We start from the raw sequence: 16,526 nt of genomic DNA, 5'->3' as shown, positions 1-16,526 counted from the left end.
ATCGTCAGGCCGCGGGGGCTGCTTCTTCGCTCGCCGCGCCGGCTTTGGCCGCGGCCGCGGCGGCGCGCTCCTGCGCCTTCTTCTTCGGCTGCGCCTTCTCCGGATTGTTGTGCGCTTCGCGGGTCAGCACGCCGAGCCCGTCGAGCAGGCGGGCGACGCGGTCCGTCGGCTGCGCGCCCTTGGCGATCCAGCTCTTGGCCTTCTCGGCATCGAGCACGAGCCGGTCGGCGGCGTCCTTGGCCTTCAGCGGATCGAAGGTGCCGAGCTTCTCGATGAAGCGGCCGTCGCGCGGCATGCGCGAATCGGCGACGACGACGCGATAGAAGGGGCGCTTCTTGGCACCGCCGCGGGCGAGACGAATTTTCAGAGACATTGTTTTCCTTTCTAACGAATGATCCGGTTATTTCTTCTTTCCGAATGGATTGAACCCGCCGCCAAGGCCGGGCAGGCCGCCCGGCAATTTCGGGCCGCCCAGGCCCGGCAGGCCGGGCATGCCTTTCGGCGGATTGTTCAGGAGACCCGACGGCAGCTCCGGCATTTTCGGCAGGCCGCCTTGCGCCGCCTGCTTCTGCAATTCGGCGACTTGTTCCGGCGTCGGCACCGGCATGCCGCCGCCGCCGAAGCCCATGGCGGAGGCCATCTGCGACAGCGGTCCGCGCTTGGCGGAGCCCAGCTGTTTCATCATGTCGGCAATGCCGCGATGCTGTTTTAAGAGCCGGTTGACGTCTTCGACCTTAGTGCCGGACCCCGCGGCAATGCGCTTCTTGCGCGAGGCCTTCAGAATGTCGGGGTTGCGTCGCTCATAGGGCGTCATCGACAGGATGATGGCGCGCTGGCGCTTGATGATCCGCTCGTCGAGATTGGCCGAGGCGATCTGGTCCTTCATCTTGGCGACGCCGGGCAGCATGCCCATGATGCCGCCGAGGCCGCCGATCTTCTCGACTTGCGCCAATTGATCGGCGAGGTCTTCGAGATCGAATTTGCCCTTGCGCATCCGCTCGGCGATCTTCTGCGCCTTCTGCGCATCGATAGACTGCGCGGCCTTTTCGACCAGCGAGACGATGTCGCCCATGCCGAGGATGCGGTTGGCGATGCGGTCGGGGTGGAAATCCTCGAGCGCATCCATCTTTTCGCCGACGCCGAGCAGCTTGATCGGCTTGCCGGTGACGGCGCGCATCGAGAGCGCCGCGCCGCCGCGGCCGTCGCCATCGACGCGGGTCAGCACGATGCCGGTAATGCCGACGCGATCGTCGAAATTCTTGGCGAGGTTCACCGCGTCCTGGCCGGTGAGGCTGTCGGCGACGAGCAGGATCTCGTGCGGGTTGGCCGCCCGCTTGATCTCGACCATCTCGGCCATCAAAGCCTCGTCGATATGGGTGCGGCCGGCGGTATCGAGCAGGACGACATCATAGCCTTGCAGCCGCGCCGCTTCCTCGGCGCGCTTGGCGATCTGCACCGGCGTCTGTCCGGCGATGATCGGCAGCGTATCGACATCGACCTGCTTGCCGAGCACGGCGAGCTGCTCCTGCGCTGCCGGACGCTTGACGTCGAGCGAAGCCATCAGCACGCGCCGCTTCATCCGCTCGGTGAGCCGCTTGGCGATCTTGGCGGTGGTCGTGGTCTTGCCGGCGCCCTGCAGGCCGACCATCATGATCGCGACGGGCGGCGGCGCATCGAGGTCGATCGGCTGCGCGTCGGAGCCGAGTGTCTCGATCAAGACGTCATTGACGATCTTGATCACCATCTGGCCCGGCGTCACCGATTTGACGACATTGGCGCCGACGGCGCGGGTGCGCAGCTTATCGGTGAAGGAACGCACGACATCGAGCGCGACATCGGCTTCGAGCAGGGCGCGGCGCACCTCGCGCAGGGCGAGGTTCACGTCCTCTTCCGAGAGCGTGCCGCGGCGCGTCAGGCCGTCCAATATGTTAGAGAGCTTTTCGGAAAGCCCTTCGAACATGCGCTTGATCCTTCAGCTTGAGGTAAACCCAAGCAAAACCTGCCTCTTCGGCTTTTCTGCGTTCAGAACCGGGAGGCGTTCGAAACCCTTATGCGTCCAACACCCATCGCGCCCGGGGGCGCGACGCGCTGCCGGACGGGGACCGCTGGCCTCCGGGGCCAGTCGGCGGAATGGGTTTTCATCTCTTGCGAGAACAGGGGCTTTTAGGCGCGGGGCCACGAGGAGTCAAGGAATCGCGCTTTCGCCGCCAAGCTCCATTCCTAGGACCGCTTCCACGTCACCTTGAGAACCGGCCGGCCCGGCGCCGGCAGGCTTTGCTGCATGAGTTCGTCGCCCTTGAAGCTGACGAGACGTTTCTCGTCGCGGCCGACGGCGGCCGCTTGCGTCGCATCGTCGATATGGAAGGTGACCGTGCCGGCTGCATCGTCGGTTTTGTAGGTGCCGAAATAGGCAAGGCTGCGTGCCCCGCCGTCGCTGATCACGATGACGGAATAGCGGCCCGCGCTGTCGAGGAACATCGAGCCCTGCGGCTTGGCGCCATAAGGCGCATTGCCGCTGACATCGATCGATTGAAGCCGCCAATGGCCGGCGAGTTTGGTTCGCAGCCCCGCCGGCGGCTGCGCCAATGCGGGCCCGGCGGCCAAAAGACAAAGCAACAGTGCGCGCGCATACCAATGAGATTTCGTCATGGGATCACTCCGCGACGGCAATGCCCGACTATAGCCGCGCGGCGCCGGCGCACGCCAGATCGCGTGCGACTATTTTAGTGCGGGCTTCGCTTTGCTATCGTCGGCGCATTGAGCGCGCCGGGTGGGCCATGCGGATTTCTTTTCTCGTTTTCTTGATCGGTCTCTTGTTCACGAGCATTGCAGCGACGGCGCAAATTCTGCCGCCGCCCGATCCCAAGGAGGACGAGGTTGCGATCGGCAATCCGGGACTTGCACCATTCAAATGGGCCGGCATGCTCGTCGTTAGTCTTTCGCACAATGAGGTCGGCACCTGCACCGGCCAGTTCATCGCGCCCAATGTCGTGCTGACGGCGGGGCATTGCGTGCGCAATATTGCCGAAAATCCCGCCGGCCCCTGGCCGGATCTCACGAGCGCCGGCACATTCTGGCTGCAATATCAAAACCGCTCGGGCATTCCGTTCAGAATTCTCTGCGCCGAGACCAATCCGCTTTGGGCCCTGCCGCAAAATTATGCGCAGCTCAGCGCCGCCGATCAGAATGCCGCGCTGAACAAAGCCTTCGAGCACGATTACGCGATGCTGCTCGTCGACGGCACGAGCCCGACCGGTTTCATGCCTCATGAGACCGACTGGAAGGGCAAATATACCCGCGCCGTGCGGATCGGTTATCCCGCCGACATTCTCGATGCGACGGTGATCCAGAAGGCGCCCGGCATCGTGTTTTCGTCCGATGCGATTCCGATGGCCGGCTCGCCCAATATCATCGGGCAATGGGGCCCGGTGGTCGATGCGACGGAAGGCATGAGCGGCGGCGCCTGGGTCGTGCATCCCGATCCGCGCGAAGCCAAGGGCAACAATGTCCTGATCGCGGTCTCGTCTTTCGTCGCCGTCGGCAAAAAGGGCAAAGTCATCTATCCGGGCGCCTCGTTTGCCGCCTATCTCAAAGCCGTGGAATTCGATCCGCTGCTCATCTCCGTACGCAACGGATGCCGCTAGAGCGGGATGCGAAAAAGTGTCAGCGGTTTTTCGCAAAATCCCGCTCTAAACTATGAGAATCGATCACGTTCATGATTTCAGATCGCTTCGATCCGAAATCATCGTGATCTACGCGCATTCTTGCGGTCGCCTCGCACTTTGTTATCATCCGTGCATTTCGAGCGATCGCGCAGGTGGCTCATGCGTCTGTCATTGCCGTTGGCGTTATTTATTTTTGTCATAATCGGCGCACATGCGAAGGCGCAATTTCTCATGCCCGGCGATGCCGACCCGCCGGAAGCAACAAGCGGCAATCCCAGCGTCGCGCCGTACAAATGGGCCGGCCTGCTCATCATTCCCAATCCGACGCCGAAGAATCCCAACGCCGGCAGCCTCTGCACGGGCCAATTCATCGCCCCGCGCGTGGTCTTGACCGCCGGCCATTGCCTGCGCGACCTGCCCAGTAATCCGCTCGGACCCTGGCCCGATGTGACGAAAGGCGTGTTCTGGCTGCAATATCAAAATCAGGCGGGAATGCCGTTCAGGATCGTCTGCGGCGAAGCCAATCCGCTGTGGAGCATGCCGCAAAATTACGCCAGCCTGGACGCCAGCGATCAGGACGCGGCCTTTTACAATGCGACACAGCATGATTTCGCCATGCTGCTCGTCGACCGCAAAAGTCCGAACGGCGCAATGCCTTACGCGCTCGACTGGAAGGGCCAATATACGCATGCCGCGCGCATCGGCTACCCCGGCGACATTCTCGAAGGCACCGTCATTCAAAAGGCGCCGGGCATTATTTTCCCGGCCGACGCGCTGCCGTTCGGCGCCGCGGCGAGCCCCAACCTCATCGTCCAATGGGGTCCCGTCACCGATGCGACGCAAGGCATGAGCGGCGGCGCCTGGGTGGCGCATCCCGACGCCGGCGAAGGCCAGGGTCACAACGTTCTCCTTGCGGTGACGTCCTTCGGCCCGGTGACGCGGACTGGCCATCCGCGCTATCCCGGCGGCACATTCGCGGCCTATCTCACCGCGGCGGAGTTCAATCCGCTGTTGCGTTCGGTCGAGAACGGCTGCAAGTGAGCGGCGCGTAAGGCTCACTCGCGCCCGAGCATTTCCGTCCTACCCGCTCTTCAGCCAATGGATTCAATCATGATGCGTCGCTGGTTCATCATGCTCATTCTACTTTTCGGCTCGGCCGTCGCGCCCGCACCGTGCTTCGGCCAGACGGCCGCCTATGCGCCGATCAACTGTAGCAAGGCGTCGAACCCCGCCGAGACGACGATCTGCGGCAATTACGGGCTTGGCCAGGACGAGGCGCGGCTCGCGACGCTCTATGGTCTCATCACCTCGCTCGTCGCAATGGGACAGCGCGGCGACATCATGGATGCGCAGCGCAAGTGGATTGCGGTGCGTGATGCGTGCAAAAGCGATGCGCAGTGTCTGGCCCACGCCTATCAGACGCGCATCGGCGATCTCGCCAAGGCCTTCGATGCCTTGGCCAAACGCGGTCCGTTCTAGGCTTATCGCCAGCGCTGGGTATGAGCCTGGCGCCGGTCAGGCCGGCGTCTTTTCCTTCGCCTTTTCCATCATGTCGACGAAGCGCTGGAAGAGATAATGGCTGTCCTGCGGGCCGGGCGAAGCCTCGGGGTGATATTGCACCGAGAAGGCCGGCCGGTCCTTCAAGGCAATGCCGCAATTCGAGCCGTCGAAAAGCGAGACATGCGTCTCTTCGGCGAAGTCCGGCAAAGTCTCGCGATCGACGGCGAAGCCGTGGTTCATGGAGACGATCTCGACCTTGTTGGTTGTGAAATCCTTCACCGGATGATTGGCGCCGTGATGGCCCTGATGCATCTTCATCGTCTTGGCGCCGATGGCGAGCGCCAGCATCTGATGGCCGAGGCAGATGCAGAAGGTCGGAATCTTGCGATCGATCAGGTCGCGGATGACCGGCACGGCATATTCGCCCGTCGCCGCCGGGTCGCCGGGGCCATTCGAGAGAAAGATGCCGTCGGGTTTCAGCGCGATGATCTCCGCCGCGCTCGTCGTCGCCGGCACGATGGTGACGGCGCAGCCGAGATCGGCGAGCAGCCGCAGAATGTTGCGCTTGATGCCATAGTCGATGGCGACGACATGGAATTTCGGCGTGCCAAGCCGGCCGTAGCCGGTCTCCGGCTGCCAGCTTGTTTCGTCCCAATCGGCGCGCTGCGTGCGCGTGACGGCGGGGACAAGGTCCATACCGACGAGGCCCGGCCAGGCGGCGGCCTTGGCCTTTAGCGCGGCGATATCGAAATGGCCGTCTGGCGCATGGGCGATGACCGCATTCGGCATGCCCTTGTCGCGGATATAGGCGGTGAGCGCGCGGGTATCGACGCCGTAGAGGCCGACGACGCCGCGCGCCTTCAGCCACTGGTCGAGGTGGCGGGTGGCGCGATAGTTTGACGGATCGGTGATCGGCGCATGGACGATGATGCCGCAGGCGGCCGCGGCGCCGGCGAGGTTGCTCGTCTCGATGTCTTCCTCGTTCGTGCCGACATTGCCGATATGCGGAAAGGTGAAGGTGACGATCTGCCCGGCATAGGAGGGGTCGGTGAGGATTTCCTCATAGCCGGTCATCGCCGTATTGAAGCAGACTTCGCCGACCGCCTCGCCTGCTGCGCCGAGGCCGAAGCCCTCGAGCACCGTTCCGTCGGCGAGCACCAGTCGCGCCGTTTTCAGCGGTTTCGTCCAGCCTTGTTTGTCTTGCTGCTCGGTCATCCCTGCTTTACACCCTCTGCGGCATGGTTCCGCGGCGCTTAACTGGCCTGCCGCGCGGCGCCGGTCAATCCACCATAGCTTAGATAGGGTCGAACGTGGCGATACGCGAGGAATTGACGAGCGAATTGAAGACGGCGATGAAGACCGGCGCCAAGCGCCGCGTCGAGACCATCCGGCTCATCAATGCCGCGCTGAAGGACCGCGATATCGAGGCGCGCGGGCAGGGCAAGACCGTCTCGGACGACGACATTCTGGCGCTGCTGCAGAAACTCGTCAAAAGCCGGCAGGAATCGGTCGAAATCTACGACAAGGCCGGCCGCGAGGACCTTGCGACCCAGGAGCGCGAGGAGATTGCCGTCATCCAGTCCTTCCTGCCGCAGCCGTTGAGTGAGGCGGAGACCGAGGCGGCCATCGCTGAGGCCATCGCCGAGACGGGCGCCGGTTCGATCAAGGACATGGGCAAGGTCGTCGGCGTGCTCAGGGCAAAATATGCCGGCCGGATGGACATCGCCAAGGCCAGCGCTACAGTCAAGGCAAAGTTGGGCGGATAGGCCGGCTTATTCGGCGGGCTCGCAATGACGGTTCGGGCACTGGCGGTTTAGAGCGCGATCGGCCGCAACTCGCCGACCTCGCGGCCGCCGGGCAGGAGGCCCCGCACCTGGCCGCGAATCTGTGGGCTTTTGGGGCTGCCCTCGATTTTAAACAGATTGTAGCTGGCGCGGTTCTCGGCGAGCCCGTGGACGGCGGAGGCCGAGGCCACGCCGATGACCGGCACCTGCCGGGCGGGGCCGGGCAAATGCCGGACCGAGAGCTTGTGGTTGTGGCCGTGCAGGACAAGCTCGGCGCCAAGGCGGCGGATCAGCGCCGCGAAAGCCGCGGCATCCGAGAGACCGCGGCCGAATTTCGCGCCGCCGGGGTCGGGCGGATGATGGATCAGAACGACGCGGATCAGCCCGTCGCGGCCAGCCTCACGCAGCAGGTCGGCCGCTGCGGCCAATTGCGCCGCGCCCGCTCGCCCCGAGGCGAACAGCGGCGCGGTCGGTATGGCCGAACTCAGGCCGATCAGCGCTACGGCCTCGCGCACCCGCAGATAGGGAAATCCCGCAATGCCGGAATCGCTCGTCGTCCAAGGCGCGAAGGTCGAGGCGAGATAGGGCAGCGCCGAGCGCACATAAGCGTCGTGATTGCCCGGCACGAAGCTCACGTCGTCCGGACTGCCGAGCGTTTCGAGCCAAGACCGCGCCGGCGGAAATTCCGCCTTGAGGCCGATGTTGAGAATGTCGCCGGTCATCGCGACGTGACCGGGACGCTGGGCTTTCAGATCGGCGACGAGCCGGCGCAATGCCTCCATGTCATGCACCAGGTGGCGGCCGCGCGTCCAATTGAGATAGCCGGTCAGCCGCTTGCCGAGAAGCTCGCGTTTCTGCGGCCGCGGCAAGGGACCGATATGCGCATCAGAGAGATGGGCAAGCAGCAGGCTCAAACGGGACTCCAGGTGCTCAGGATCGAGCGCGGGCTTTGCACGGCAAACCAATCTGCATGTCTTGGCATCTCGCCCGAGATCACGATGCTTTCGGATCGAATCGACCCGAAATCATAAACGTGATCGATTCTCATAGTTTAGAGCGGGATTTTTTGCGGAAAACGGCTGACACTTTTTCGCATCCCGCTCTAGGCGTTGCCGATCAAAATGCCCGCCGCGAGGACAATGACACCGCCGAGCACGATCTGGAAGATCGCTTGCAGCAAGGGCGTGTCCATATAATGCGCGCGCACCCAGGCGATCACCCAAAGTTCGACAAACACGACGAAGCCGGAAATTGCCGTGGCGATCGCAAAAGCATGCGGCAGGGAATTGGGCACGAGATAGGGCAGCGTGTGGCCGAGGCCGCCGAGCGCCGTCATGACGCCGGTGATCGGTCCGCGCAGCCAGGGCGAGCCGCGGCCGCTGATCGTGCCGTCGTCGGAGAGCGCTTCGGCAAATGCCATGCTGATGCCGGCGCCGATCGAGGCGGCAAGGCCGACGAGGAATGTCGACCAATTGTTATGCGTGGCAAAAGCCGCGGCGAAGAGCGGCGCCAGCGTCGAGACCGATCCGTCCATGAGGCCGGCAAGGCCCGGCTGGACATATTGCAGGACGAAATTGCGCCGCTGCTGGGCTTCTTCCTTCTCGCGCTCGGCGGGATTGAGATATTCGGTCTCGATGTCGGCGGCGATCGCCTCATGGCCCTTTTCGACCTCGGCGAGGTCGCTGAGCAATTTTTTGATGTCGGGGTCCTTTGCCTGCGCCGCAGCCTTGACGTAGAAATTATAGGCCTCGGTTTCGCGAAACTGGACTTCGGTGCGGATCTGCGAAAGCGGCAGATTGCGGATCAGCCAAACCGGCCGGCGCTTCATGAATCCGCGGACATCCGCGCGTCGGATCGGGAGAAGATTCGGCCCGAATTTGTCGTGATAGGTCTTCAGCAACGCATCGTGATGCGAGTTTTCGACGCCCGCCATTTCGGCAAAGACCTTGGCCGTGCCGGGATAACGCTCACGCAGATCTTCGGCAAAAGTCGAATAGACGCGTTGATCGTCGTCCTCGGCATCGATGGCCAAGGCAAGAATTTCCCGTTCGCTCAGTTGCGAGAACTGCTTCATGAGCTTCCCCTTCGGAGATTATGGCGCCATTTTTAGAGTCATTCTAATTTAGGTAGGCTTCAGCAACGGCGCAACCGGGCTTAAAAGGTTCGAATGGCTTATTATTTCCGTCATATCGGCGAGCGGGCGAAGCGCTGGGCATTCAGCCTTGTTCGCCCGCCGCGGCTTGGGGTGCGCTGTCTCGTGATCGCGCAAGGCCCTGGCGCTTCGCCGCAAATCCTCCTGGTGCGGCACACCTATATCGCCGGCTGGTATTTGCCGGGCGGCGGGGTCGACCCCGGCGAATCGGCGCAAGAGGCGGTGATACGGGAGCTCGACGAAGAAACCGGTCTCGCTTGTCTTGAGCCGCCGAGCCTGCATGGCTTCTACTTCAAGCGCGGCAGCCGCGATCATGTCGCGCTTTATATCGTGCGCTCTTTCCGCAGCGATGGGCCGCGTGGACCGGACTTCGAGATCGCCGAAATGCAATTCTTTTCCGCCGATGCATTGCCCGACGGCACAAGCCCGGCGACGCGGGCGCGGATCGCTGAGATTTTCAGCGGTGCGCCGGCAACCGATTCGTGGTGAGGGAATTGCTGCGCTCGGCGCATAATGTTAGACGCACCCCGCCATGGCTGACCTTTCGCTCGTCCTCGCGCCGCAAACGGCGGCCGACCAGGCCGCGATCGACAAGCTCGACGAGCGCGTCTTCGGCCCCGGCCGCTTTGCCCGCTCGGCCTACCGGCTGCGCGAAGGCGTGCCGGCGGATCTGCGCCTCTCCTACATCGCCCGCGTCGGCACCTATCTCGTCGGCGCCAACCGCATGACCCATATCCGCTGCGGCGAGACGCCGGTCCTGCTGCTCGGCCCGCTGAGCGTCGAGCCGGCCTTCCGCTCGTCCGGCATCGGCGAGGCGCTCGTCAATCGCTCGTTGGAGGCGGCGCGCGCCGCTGGCCACAGGCTGGTCATCCTGGTCGGCGACCTCGCTTATTATCAGCGCATGGGCTTTCGTCCCGTGCCGGAGGGGCGGCTGATCTTTCCCGGCCCCGTCGATCCGGCGCGGCTGCTCTATTGTCCGCTCGCTGAGGATGGCCTCGACGGCCTCAGCGGCCGTGTCAGCAAGGCGCGGCTCGCGTGACGACGCCTTCGACGGATATCCTAGAGCTTTAAGGCTGGGGCGCGACGATCACGGTCGCAACCGGCGCCCCGGGCACATTGACGTCCTTGGGGTTGAGGCCGGCACGCTGAAGCGCCAGAAAAATCGAAGAATCGGCAGGGACGTCGTGATCGTAGATCACCGTCAGGCCGGTCTCTCCCGGCGCAACGGAATTGTTTTGGTCGATCGCGACCCAGGTGCCCGCGGCGCGCAAGGCCTCGGCCAAAATCCGCGCGAATTGCTTCGGCTCGCCATCGCGCGGCGAGAGGATCGAGGCTTTCGCCTCGCGCAAGACATAGTGCCGGATCGTGTCGCGCTGATGCGCATCGAGGTTGCGCGGTCCCGCCGCGGCGGCGTCCGCGCTGGATAGAAGAGCGGCCAGCATCAGCAGACGTGGTACCATGGAGCGCCCTCGGCGCGGTTGGGCTCAGCCGTCCGTCGAATCGAGATGAAGGATCGTCGGCGTATCGGAATAATAATTCGGAATGTCGGCGACGACTTCCCGGCCTTCGTGTGAAGCCAGTGCGTCGTTGATCGCTTTCAGGCTGTCGAACGTGCCAATGAACATCCAGAAATAGGTGCCCTCGGCCCCATCGAGGGCGGTGGCCGGCCCGAAGGAGAAGCTGCGCAGACCCGGCATTTTCTGCACCAGAGGCATGTGAACTGCGCGGAAATGTTTGTCGAAATGCGCAGGGTCGGCCGGCTTCTTGTAGAGAACGACGAGTTTGCTCACGCGAATGATCTCCTTAGATCACGATGATTTCGGCTCGGATCGACCGAAATCACAAACGTGATCGATTCTCATAGTTAGAGCGGGATGCGAAAAACCGCTGACACTTTTTCGCATCCCGCTCTTGCGCCTGAGAATGCCGACCGTGCAATCCGTGCCTAGATAGGGCGAGAAAAGACGAAGTCCACATCATAGGGCGGTTTTCTCGTCGCAGTAAGGCATTGAAATGCGCTTGGCGTCAATTTCGCAGGCGTCAATTTCAATTGAACGCGCTTCAGACGACATGCGCGGGCCTGAGGGCGCAGATGCGTGCCGTCTCGAACGATTCGAGCTGCACCGTGCAATGGCCGATCTTAAAGCGCTCGTTCAGGGCGCCCGGAAGCCAGCGCAAAAGACTTTCGTGATCGGCGCCGTCGACAAGCACGAGATGCGCCGTCAGCGCCGTCTCGGTCGTGGCGAGCCCCCAGATGTGCAAATCGTGAACCTCCGTCACGCCGGGGAGTCCGTCGAGGAAGGATTGAACCGCCGCCTGCTCGATGCCCGGCGGAACGGCATTGAGCGACAAGTTCACCGAGTCGCGAAGCAGCGACCAAGTGCCGGCCACGATCGCCATGCTGACGACGAGACTGACGGCCGGGTCGATCCATTGCCAGCCGGTGAGCAGAATGAGTCCGCCCGCAACGACCACGCCGAAGGCAAGCACCGCATCGGCGGCCATATGCATGAAGGCGCCCTTGATGTTGAGATCGCCCTTGCGGCCGGCGGCGAACAACAGCGCCGTGGCGCCGTTGACAACAATCCCGACGGCAGAGACCGCCATGATCGTCGTCCCAGCCGCAGGTTCGGGCGCGATGAGGCGGCGGATCGCTTCCCAGCCGATTCCGCCCGTCACGACCAGAAGCAAAACAGCATTGCCGAGGGCGGCGAGGATCGACGCCGCGCCCCAGCCGTAAGTGTAGCGCGAGGTCGGGTGGCGCCTGATGAGGCTTGCTGCCAGCCACGCGCCGCCGAGGCCGACGACATCGCCGAGATTATGCCCCGCATCGGCAAGCAGCGCCAGCGAATGCGCGGCGACGCCATAGAAAACCTCGGCCAGGATATAGATCGTGTTGAGCGCCATGCCGATGGCGAAAGCGCGACCAAAGCTTACCGGGGCGTGGCTGTGGCCGCCGATGCCGTGGTGATGATGCCCATCCGCATGGCCGTGGTCATCGTGCGTTTCATGGTCGTGATCATGATGCTCATGGTCGTCATCATGAACGTCATGGTGATCGTGAGTGGGATTTTGCCCGGTCATGTCCGCACCTCGTTGAAACTTTCGATCGCGTTTGACCTTGGATGATCAAAGCACCGGCCAAATCCAGAACGCAACACCGACAAGCGCGATAAAAGCGCCGCTGAGAACTTCGCCATATTGCTCGAAAGCGCCGAGCCGAACCCGCTGAAGCCCGACGGTCGAATAGACGCACAGCAGCACATAGGTTGCAATCGTGCTGATCGCGAAGACGACAGACATGACGATGATGAGGCCAACGCCGAACCGGCTCGCGGCGAAGAAGGCCGGTATGCCTTCCACCATGGGGGACGAGCCAAGGATCAACAACAATGCGGTGCGGGCCGTCGTCTTGTGCCGATGCACGTGCGGGGGCGGCTCAGCTGCCGTCCTGTCGCTGATGGGATGTGACGTATCGGGCGTATGATCGTGCCAATGGGTATGAACGGCGCCTCCGTCGTGGCGATGGACATGAATGTGCCGCGTGAGCGTGGCAACATCACCGTGCAGCGGCGCATAGAGCGGATCATCGATCGGCGCGCGTTCGGGTTCTTGATCGCCGTGTCCGTGATCATGTCCGTGGTCGTGATCATGCTCGGCAAAGACGGCGCGGTGGGTGTGTGCATGGCCGCCGTTCTCAACCGTGATCGTGACGTCGAAGCCATGCGGTTCGGGGATCTGGTCGATCGATTCCCAATAGGTCCCGCGATTGGCGAATGGGAAGACTTGACGCGCGCCGTCCGGGCGAAGCGTCTCCACCTTGACGCAATCGGCATCGGCGCCGGTCAGGCGAAAGCGCGGCGGAACGCCCGATTCATAAATCGAGAGTAGCAGATCGCCGTGGCCCGTCGCGACCCGTTGCAGCTCAGGACCATGGATTGCACCGTCATCGCGATGCGTAAGGTCGTGGTGGTGGCTGTGGCTATGCCCGTGACCGTGGCTATGTCCGGCGCCGCCCGACAACTCGCGCCAGGCCGAGATCGCGATCCAGGCGCCAAAGCCGATCAATGCGAGACTTGCCGCGGTATCGACGATATGTCCGAAACGGGTCGCAACGGCCACGCCGGCGAGCCAGACGGCCGCGGCAATCGCCAGGGTCGAGAGCGTGTGGCCGATGCCAGCCTGGAATGCGGCACGCGCCGTTTCCGCTTTCGACCAGCCGCGTTGGCGGGCGATCAGCGTGATCGGCACCCAATGGTCTGGAACCATGGTGTGGAAGGTGCCGACCGCGGCAACGGCGCCGATCAACAGCAATTGTGGCGCAACGCTCATTCTTCGCCTCCATGACCGTGCTGATGATCGGGATCGTCGTGGCTGTGCGGATGCGCGTGGCGCGTCCCGTCGGCATGCACATGTTCGTGGTCGTGAAAGACGATTTCCAGACGACGCCCAAAGGCGTCGGCGATGCGGCAAAGGGTGGCGAGGCTCGGGACATGATCGCCGCGTTCGAGACGTGAGATCATCGACTCGGTCATCGTGAGCCGCGCCGCAAGCTGCTTCTGCGTCTCGCCGGTATGGGTGCGAAGCTCAAGCAGACGGTGCGCGCACTGGGCCGCAAGAGCCGCGCTGTGGTTGAACGCGGCCTTGCGCGGGGAGCGGCGTGTGGATTGTTTCATTCGAGCGACTTAGCACAATTGCGAAGCGCGCGCTTAGCAAGATTGCGAAGTTCCTGTCAAGGTGATTTCGCCATCGAAGAGTTCGTCAAGGCGCCCGGCAACCGGGCCGCCTTGGTCTCGGTGTCGTTATCCACGAAGGAAGTCCAGCGCCTGCCGGACGAACACGTCGTGATACTGAAAGATGCCGCCATGACCCGCGTCGGGGAAAATGCTCAGCTCCGCGTTGGGCAGGTGACGCGCCAGCTCGAATGAGTTGATGGTTGGGGCCATAATGTCATTGTCGCCGTTGGCAACCAAGACAGGGTGTTGAATCGCGCCGAGCTTGAAGGTTTTGTCCGTACCCCACGCTTGGATGGCGGCGAGCTGAGCCCCGATCGTTTCATTGCTCACCGGCTTGTCGCGGCCATCCTGGCGCTCGTTCAGGCGAGCGAGAAAGGCATCGGCCGCCGCTTGACCGTTTTTCGTCTGCGAAAAGAACAGGAAGTGTTTCGGGTGCTTGCCTGTCGCGCCGGCCTTGCCCAGGCCATCTTGCAAAACAGCGCCTATGTTGGCGATACCTTCGCCGCCCTCGGGGCCGGTGCCAGCGAGGATAATCTTGCGGACCAGCCCGGGATGCTCATGCGCAACGGCCTGCGCCACAAAGCCACCCAGCGAAAAGCCGAGCAAATCTACTTTCTTGAAGCCGAGCGCCCGAATGAAGGCTGCGGCGTCACTGGCCATGTCGGCGACGGAGGCGGGGGTAGAACCGCCGGATCCACCGACACCGCGATTATCGAAAGCGATGACGTAATGCTCTGCCGCCAATCCATCGACAACCTTGGGATCCCAATCGTCGAGTACCGCTGTGAGATGATGGAGCAGGATGAGAGGGACGTCAGCCTTTTGCCCGATCTCTCGATACACAAAAGCGGCCCCATTCACATCAATCGTTTTGTTCGGTGCATTCTTGAACGTCATCATTGTGCTCCTCTCGAGTGTCTGGCGGCAAACGTAATCGCCGGGTTTGGATAACGATCGTTATATAACGATCGTTATCCTATATTGCAAGTGCGGGTTCGAGGATTTTTGGAGATGACGCATGCGATATCCGCCTGACCAAAAGGCGAAGGCCAAGGACGCAATTCTGGAAGCTGGAGCGCGAGAGCTAAGAATTAATGGATTTAACGGAATTGGAGTTGATGGCTTGGCCGCGGCGGCGGGCGTAACGTCGGGCGCGTTCTACTCGAATTTCGCAAATAAGGAGGCGCTGCTTGAGGCTGTCATTGACTCTTGCCTCGGCGAACCGTTCGTCAGTGCCAATGCTGGAAATGCGGATGAATGGCGCAAGCGACTGAGGGAATGGCTGACCGACTACATCAGCTTGCAGCATCGCAACAACGCAGGTCCGGGCTGTGTCATGCCCGCGCTCAGCGCCGACGTGGCGCGCGCCAGCTCGCCGGTTCGTAGTGCGTATCAGCACAAAATGCTTGCTCTGGTGCGGAAAATTGCAGCCTGCCTTGCCGGGCCGCAATCCGACCGCGAGCGTCGTGCCTGGGGCATTGTTTCCGTCATGGTCGGTGCCGTCGCGATTGCGCGAGCCATGTCGGGCGAAAAAGAAGCAGCCCGAGCCCTAGAATCTTCCTTGCAAACCGCATTGTCGCTCATCGGCCGATGAGCCGGCGGAATTCCCGCGGCGGCCGGTTTAAGGAAGGTCGCTCACTCGGGCATGGCGGCTCAGCACGAAGATTTTTCGGGTGGGACAAGCTAGCCGGGAGGAGCGTTCTTATTGCGCAGTTTGATCTCGGCTCGCGGCGAATGGCCATAGAGTGCTTTGTAAGCGCGGCTGAACGCGGCCTCGGACTCATAACCGATGCTCAAGCCGATCTGACCCACTCGCGCGTCGCGTTTGGCCAGCAGATCCCGCGCCAGCGCCAGGCGCCACTCGGTCTGGTAGCGCAGCGGCGAGCGGCCGACCAAACCGGCGAAGCGCTCACAAAAGCTGGAACGCGACATTCCGGCAATGCGCGCCAAGGTCTCAATGCTCCATCGCTCTAGAGGCCGCTCATGAATGGCCTTCAGGGCAGTCGCGATACGCGCATCGGAAAGTCCTCCGAGCCATCCGGATGCAGGCCCTTGATGGATCCAGCTGCGCAATGTGCGGATAACGACTAAGTCGATCAGCCGTGAAATCATCAAGGCCGCGCCCGGCTGCATGTCGCCGGCCTCGATCGTCAAAAAATGCACAATGCCTTCGAGCCAACCCGCACCCTCGACCCGTCGAATGTGGATGCAATCAGGGAACGCGGACACCATACCGCGGAGGCTGTCGGTTTCGAACCGGAAGCGGCAGAGAACCAAGGTCGCGGGACCGCCAGAGGTGGTTAACCGCAGGTGGGCCGGACCGCGCGGCAGCATCACAAGATCGCCGGTGTCGATGACCGCCGGTTCGCGCTCCTTGCCCTCGATGCGAAGCGTGCCTTCCGTCACGATGCAGATATGCGCGGCCCCGGCTTCCAGCTCCAAACGGGCCTTCTCTGCGAGCGAGCGGGAATAGACGCCGTCGCCGGTGAGACGGATTTGGGCCAGCACATGGGACAAAAGATCGGCCGAGGCGAGGCCGCCGGTCTCCATTTCCGGATGAATGGTCAAGTATTCCGGTAATTCGATCATGGCCAAGAGGGCTCGGTTGAACCTATTGAGGCGTCGCTAAGCGCTTGTAACCGCACGGTAACACGGCGCTCATCGAAGCAGGCTAGAATTTTTTCGCGAG

20 protein-coding genes are annotated in these 16,526 nt (G+C 62.7%); 7 read left to right on the top strand and 13 right to left on the bottom strand.

Translation table 11 applies throughout. From position 1 onward, the window contains the following. Nucleotides 1–4 precede the first annotated feature (4 nt). From rpsP to Q0025_RS11430, 3 genes are all read right to left on the bottom strand, one after another. Nucleotides 5–373, bottom strand: a complete 369-nt coding sequence (gene rpsP / locus Q0025_RS11440; RefSeq protein ID WP_297299156.1) for a 30S ribosomal protein S16 — start codon at nucleotides 371–373, stop codon at nucleotides 5–7. A gap of 27 nt (nucleotides 374–400) precedes the next feature. Beyond that, on the bottom strand, nucleotides 401–1,960 hold the full coding sequence (gene ffh / locus Q0025_RS11435; RefSeq protein WP_297299154.1) for a signal recognition particle protein: 1,560 nt from the start codon (nucleotides 1,958–1,960) through the stop codon (nucleotides 401–403). 260 nt (nucleotides 1,961–2,220) lie between these two features. Beyond that, a complete protein-coding gene (locus Q0025_RS11430) occupies nucleotides 2,221–2,649 on the bottom strand; it encodes a lipocalin-like domain-containing protein (RefSeq protein ID WP_297299151.1) in 429 nt (142 codons plus the stop codon). A gap of 128 nt (nucleotides 2,650–2,777) precedes the next feature. On the opposite strand from Q0025_RS11430, the gene Q0025_RS11425 reads away from it, so the two are divergent. The 3 genes from Q0025_RS11425 (at nucleotide 2,778) to Q0025_RS11415 (ending at nucleotide 5,144) form a co-directional block, all read left to right on the top strand. Next, nucleotides 2,778–3,644: a trypsin-like serine protease gene (locus Q0025_RS11425; protein WP_297299148.1), complete on the top strand. Its 867-nt coding sequence runs from the start codon at nucleotides 2,778–2,780 to the stop codon at nucleotides 3,642–3,644. Between the two features lie 252 nt (nucleotides 3,645–3,896). After that, nucleotides 3,897–4,706, top strand: coding sequence for a serine protease (locus Q0025_RS11420; RefSeq protein WP_297299146.1), 810 nt, complete (start codon nucleotides 3,897–3,899; stop codon nucleotides 4,704–4,706). Nucleotides 4,707–4,775: 69 nt separating this feature from the next. Next, nucleotides 4,776–5,144 carry a lysozyme inhibitor LprI family protein gene (locus Q0025_RS11415; protein WP_297299143.1) on the top strand — a complete coding sequence of 123 codons (369 nt, stop codon included), beginning with the start codon at nucleotides 4,776–4,778 and terminating at the stop codon, nucleotides 5,142–5,144. 36 nt (nucleotides 5,145–5,180) lie between these two features. Here the strand turns inward: Q0025_RS11415 and carA are convergent, their stop codons facing one another. Then, the gene (gene carA / locus Q0025_RS11410) at nucleotides 5,181–6,380 is read right to left on the bottom strand and encodes a glutamine-hydrolyzing carbamoyl-phosphate synthase small subunit (protein ID WP_297299141.1); all 1,200 of its coding nucleotides are present in this window, start codon (nucleotides 6,378–6,380) and stop codon (nucleotides 5,181–5,183) included. A 101-nt stretch (nucleotides 6,381–6,481) separates the two neighbouring features. On the opposite strand from carA, the gene Q0025_RS11405 reads away from it, so the two are divergent. Continuing rightward, nucleotides 6,482–6,931, top strand: coding sequence for a GatB/YqeY domain-containing protein (locus Q0025_RS11405; protein ID WP_297299162.1), 450 nt, complete (start codon nucleotides 6,482–6,484; stop codon nucleotides 6,929–6,931). Nucleotides 6,932–6,978: 47 nt separating this feature from the next. Here the strand turns inward: Q0025_RS11405 and Q0025_RS11400 are convergent, their stop codons facing one another. Together Q0025_RS11400 and mbfA are read right to left on the bottom strand one after the other, a co-directional pair. Then, entirely contained in the window at nucleotides 6,979–7,863 is an 885-nt protein-coding gene (locus Q0025_RS11400; RefSeq protein ID WP_297299139.1) for a metallophosphoesterase, read from the bottom strand. Between the two features lie 188 nt (nucleotides 7,864–8,051). Beyond that, nucleotides 8,052–9,023 (bottom strand): iron exporter MbfA, encoded by a 972-nt coding sequence (gene mbfA / locus Q0025_RS11395; RefSeq protein WP_297299136.1) that lies wholly within the window; start codon nucleotides 9,021–9,023, stop codon nucleotides 8,052–8,054. Nucleotides 9,024–9,116: 93 nt separating this feature from the next. Here mbfA and Q0025_RS11390 point away from each other — a divergent pair, with 93 nt between their 5' ends. Both Q0025_RS11390 and Q0025_RS11385 read left to right on the top strand, forming a co-directional pair. Continuing rightward, complete coding sequence (locus tag Q0025_RS11390) at nucleotides 9,117–9,590, top strand: NUDIX domain-containing protein (RefSeq protein WP_297299134.1); 474 nt, start codon at nucleotides 9,117–9,119, stop codon at nucleotides 9,588–9,590. A 43-nt stretch (nucleotides 9,591–9,633) separates the two neighbouring features. Continuing rightward, nucleotides 9,634–10,140 carry a GNAT family N-acetyltransferase gene (locus tag Q0025_RS11385; protein WP_297299132.1) on the top strand — a complete coding sequence of 169 codons (507 nt, stop codon included), beginning with the start codon at nucleotides 9,634–9,636 and terminating at the stop codon, nucleotides 10,138–10,140. 28 nt (nucleotides 10,141–10,168) lie between these two features. Here the strand turns inward: Q0025_RS11385 and Q0025_RS11380 are convergent, their stop codons facing one another. The 6 genes from Q0025_RS11380 to Q0025_RS11355 all read right to left on the bottom strand — a co-directional run bounded on the left by Q0025_RS11380 (nucleotide 10,169) and on the right by Q0025_RS11355 (nucleotide 14,737). Then, entirely contained in the window at nucleotides 10,169–10,561 is a 393-nt protein-coding gene (locus tag Q0025_RS11380) for a hypothetical protein (RefSeq protein WP_297299131.1), read from the bottom strand. Nucleotides 10,562–10,585: 24 nt separating this feature from the next. Continuing rightward, the gene (locus Q0025_RS11375; RefSeq protein ID WP_297299129.1) at nucleotides 10,586–10,891 is read right to left on the bottom strand and encodes an EthD family reductase; all 306 of its coding nucleotides are present in this window, start codon (nucleotides 10,889–10,891) and stop codon (nucleotides 10,586–10,588) included. Nucleotides 10,892–11,162: 271 nt separating this feature from the next. Further along, nucleotides 11,163–12,185, bottom strand: a complete 1,023-nt coding sequence (locus tag Q0025_RS11370) for a cation diffusion facilitator family transporter (RefSeq protein WP_297299128.1) — start codon at nucleotides 12,183–12,185, stop codon at nucleotides 11,163–11,165. Nucleotides 12,186–12,230: 45 nt separating this feature from the next. Continuing rightward, nucleotides 12,231–13,433, bottom strand: a complete 1,203-nt coding sequence (locus Q0025_RS11365; protein WP_297299126.1) for a hypothetical protein — start codon at nucleotides 13,431–13,433, stop codon at nucleotides 12,231–12,233. Beyond that, the gene (locus Q0025_RS11360; RefSeq protein ID WP_297299124.1) at nucleotides 13,430–13,777 is read right to left on the bottom strand and encodes a helix-turn-helix domain-containing protein; all 348 of its coding nucleotides are present in this window, start codon (nucleotides 13,775–13,777) and stop codon (nucleotides 13,430–13,432) included. Before Q0025_RS11360 ends, Q0025_RS11365 begins: the two co-directional genes overlap by 4 nt. Before the next feature lie 126 nt (nucleotides 13,778–13,903). Then, entirely contained in the window at nucleotides 13,904–14,737 is an 834-nt protein-coding gene (locus tag Q0025_RS11355; RefSeq protein ID WP_366939453.1) for an alpha/beta hydrolase, read from the bottom strand. A gap of 118 nt (nucleotides 14,738–14,855) precedes the next feature. On the opposite strand from Q0025_RS11355, the gene Q0025_RS11350 reads away from it, so the two are divergent. Continuing rightward, the gene (locus Q0025_RS11350; protein WP_297299122.1) at nucleotides 14,856–15,431 is read left to right on the top strand and encodes a TetR/AcrR family transcriptional regulator; all 576 of its coding nucleotides are present in this window, start codon (nucleotides 14,856–14,858) and stop codon (nucleotides 15,429–15,431) included. A gap of 89 nt (nucleotides 15,432–15,520) precedes the next feature. Here Q0025_RS11350 and Q0025_RS11345 read toward each other — a convergent pair whose 3' ends face one another. Then, complete coding sequence (locus Q0025_RS11345; protein ID WP_297299158.1) at nucleotides 15,521–16,426, bottom strand: AraC family transcriptional regulator; 906 nt, start codon at nucleotides 16,424–16,426, stop codon at nucleotides 15,521–15,523. Nucleotides 16,427–16,526: the final 100 nt, after the last annotated feature.

Source organism: uncultured Methylovirgula sp. (assembly GCF_947646745.1).
Lineage (GTDB): Bacteria > Pseudomonadota > Alphaproteobacteria > Rhizobiales > Beijerinckiaceae > Methylovirgula.
This window is presented reverse-complemented; position numbering and strand designations above follow the sequence as displayed.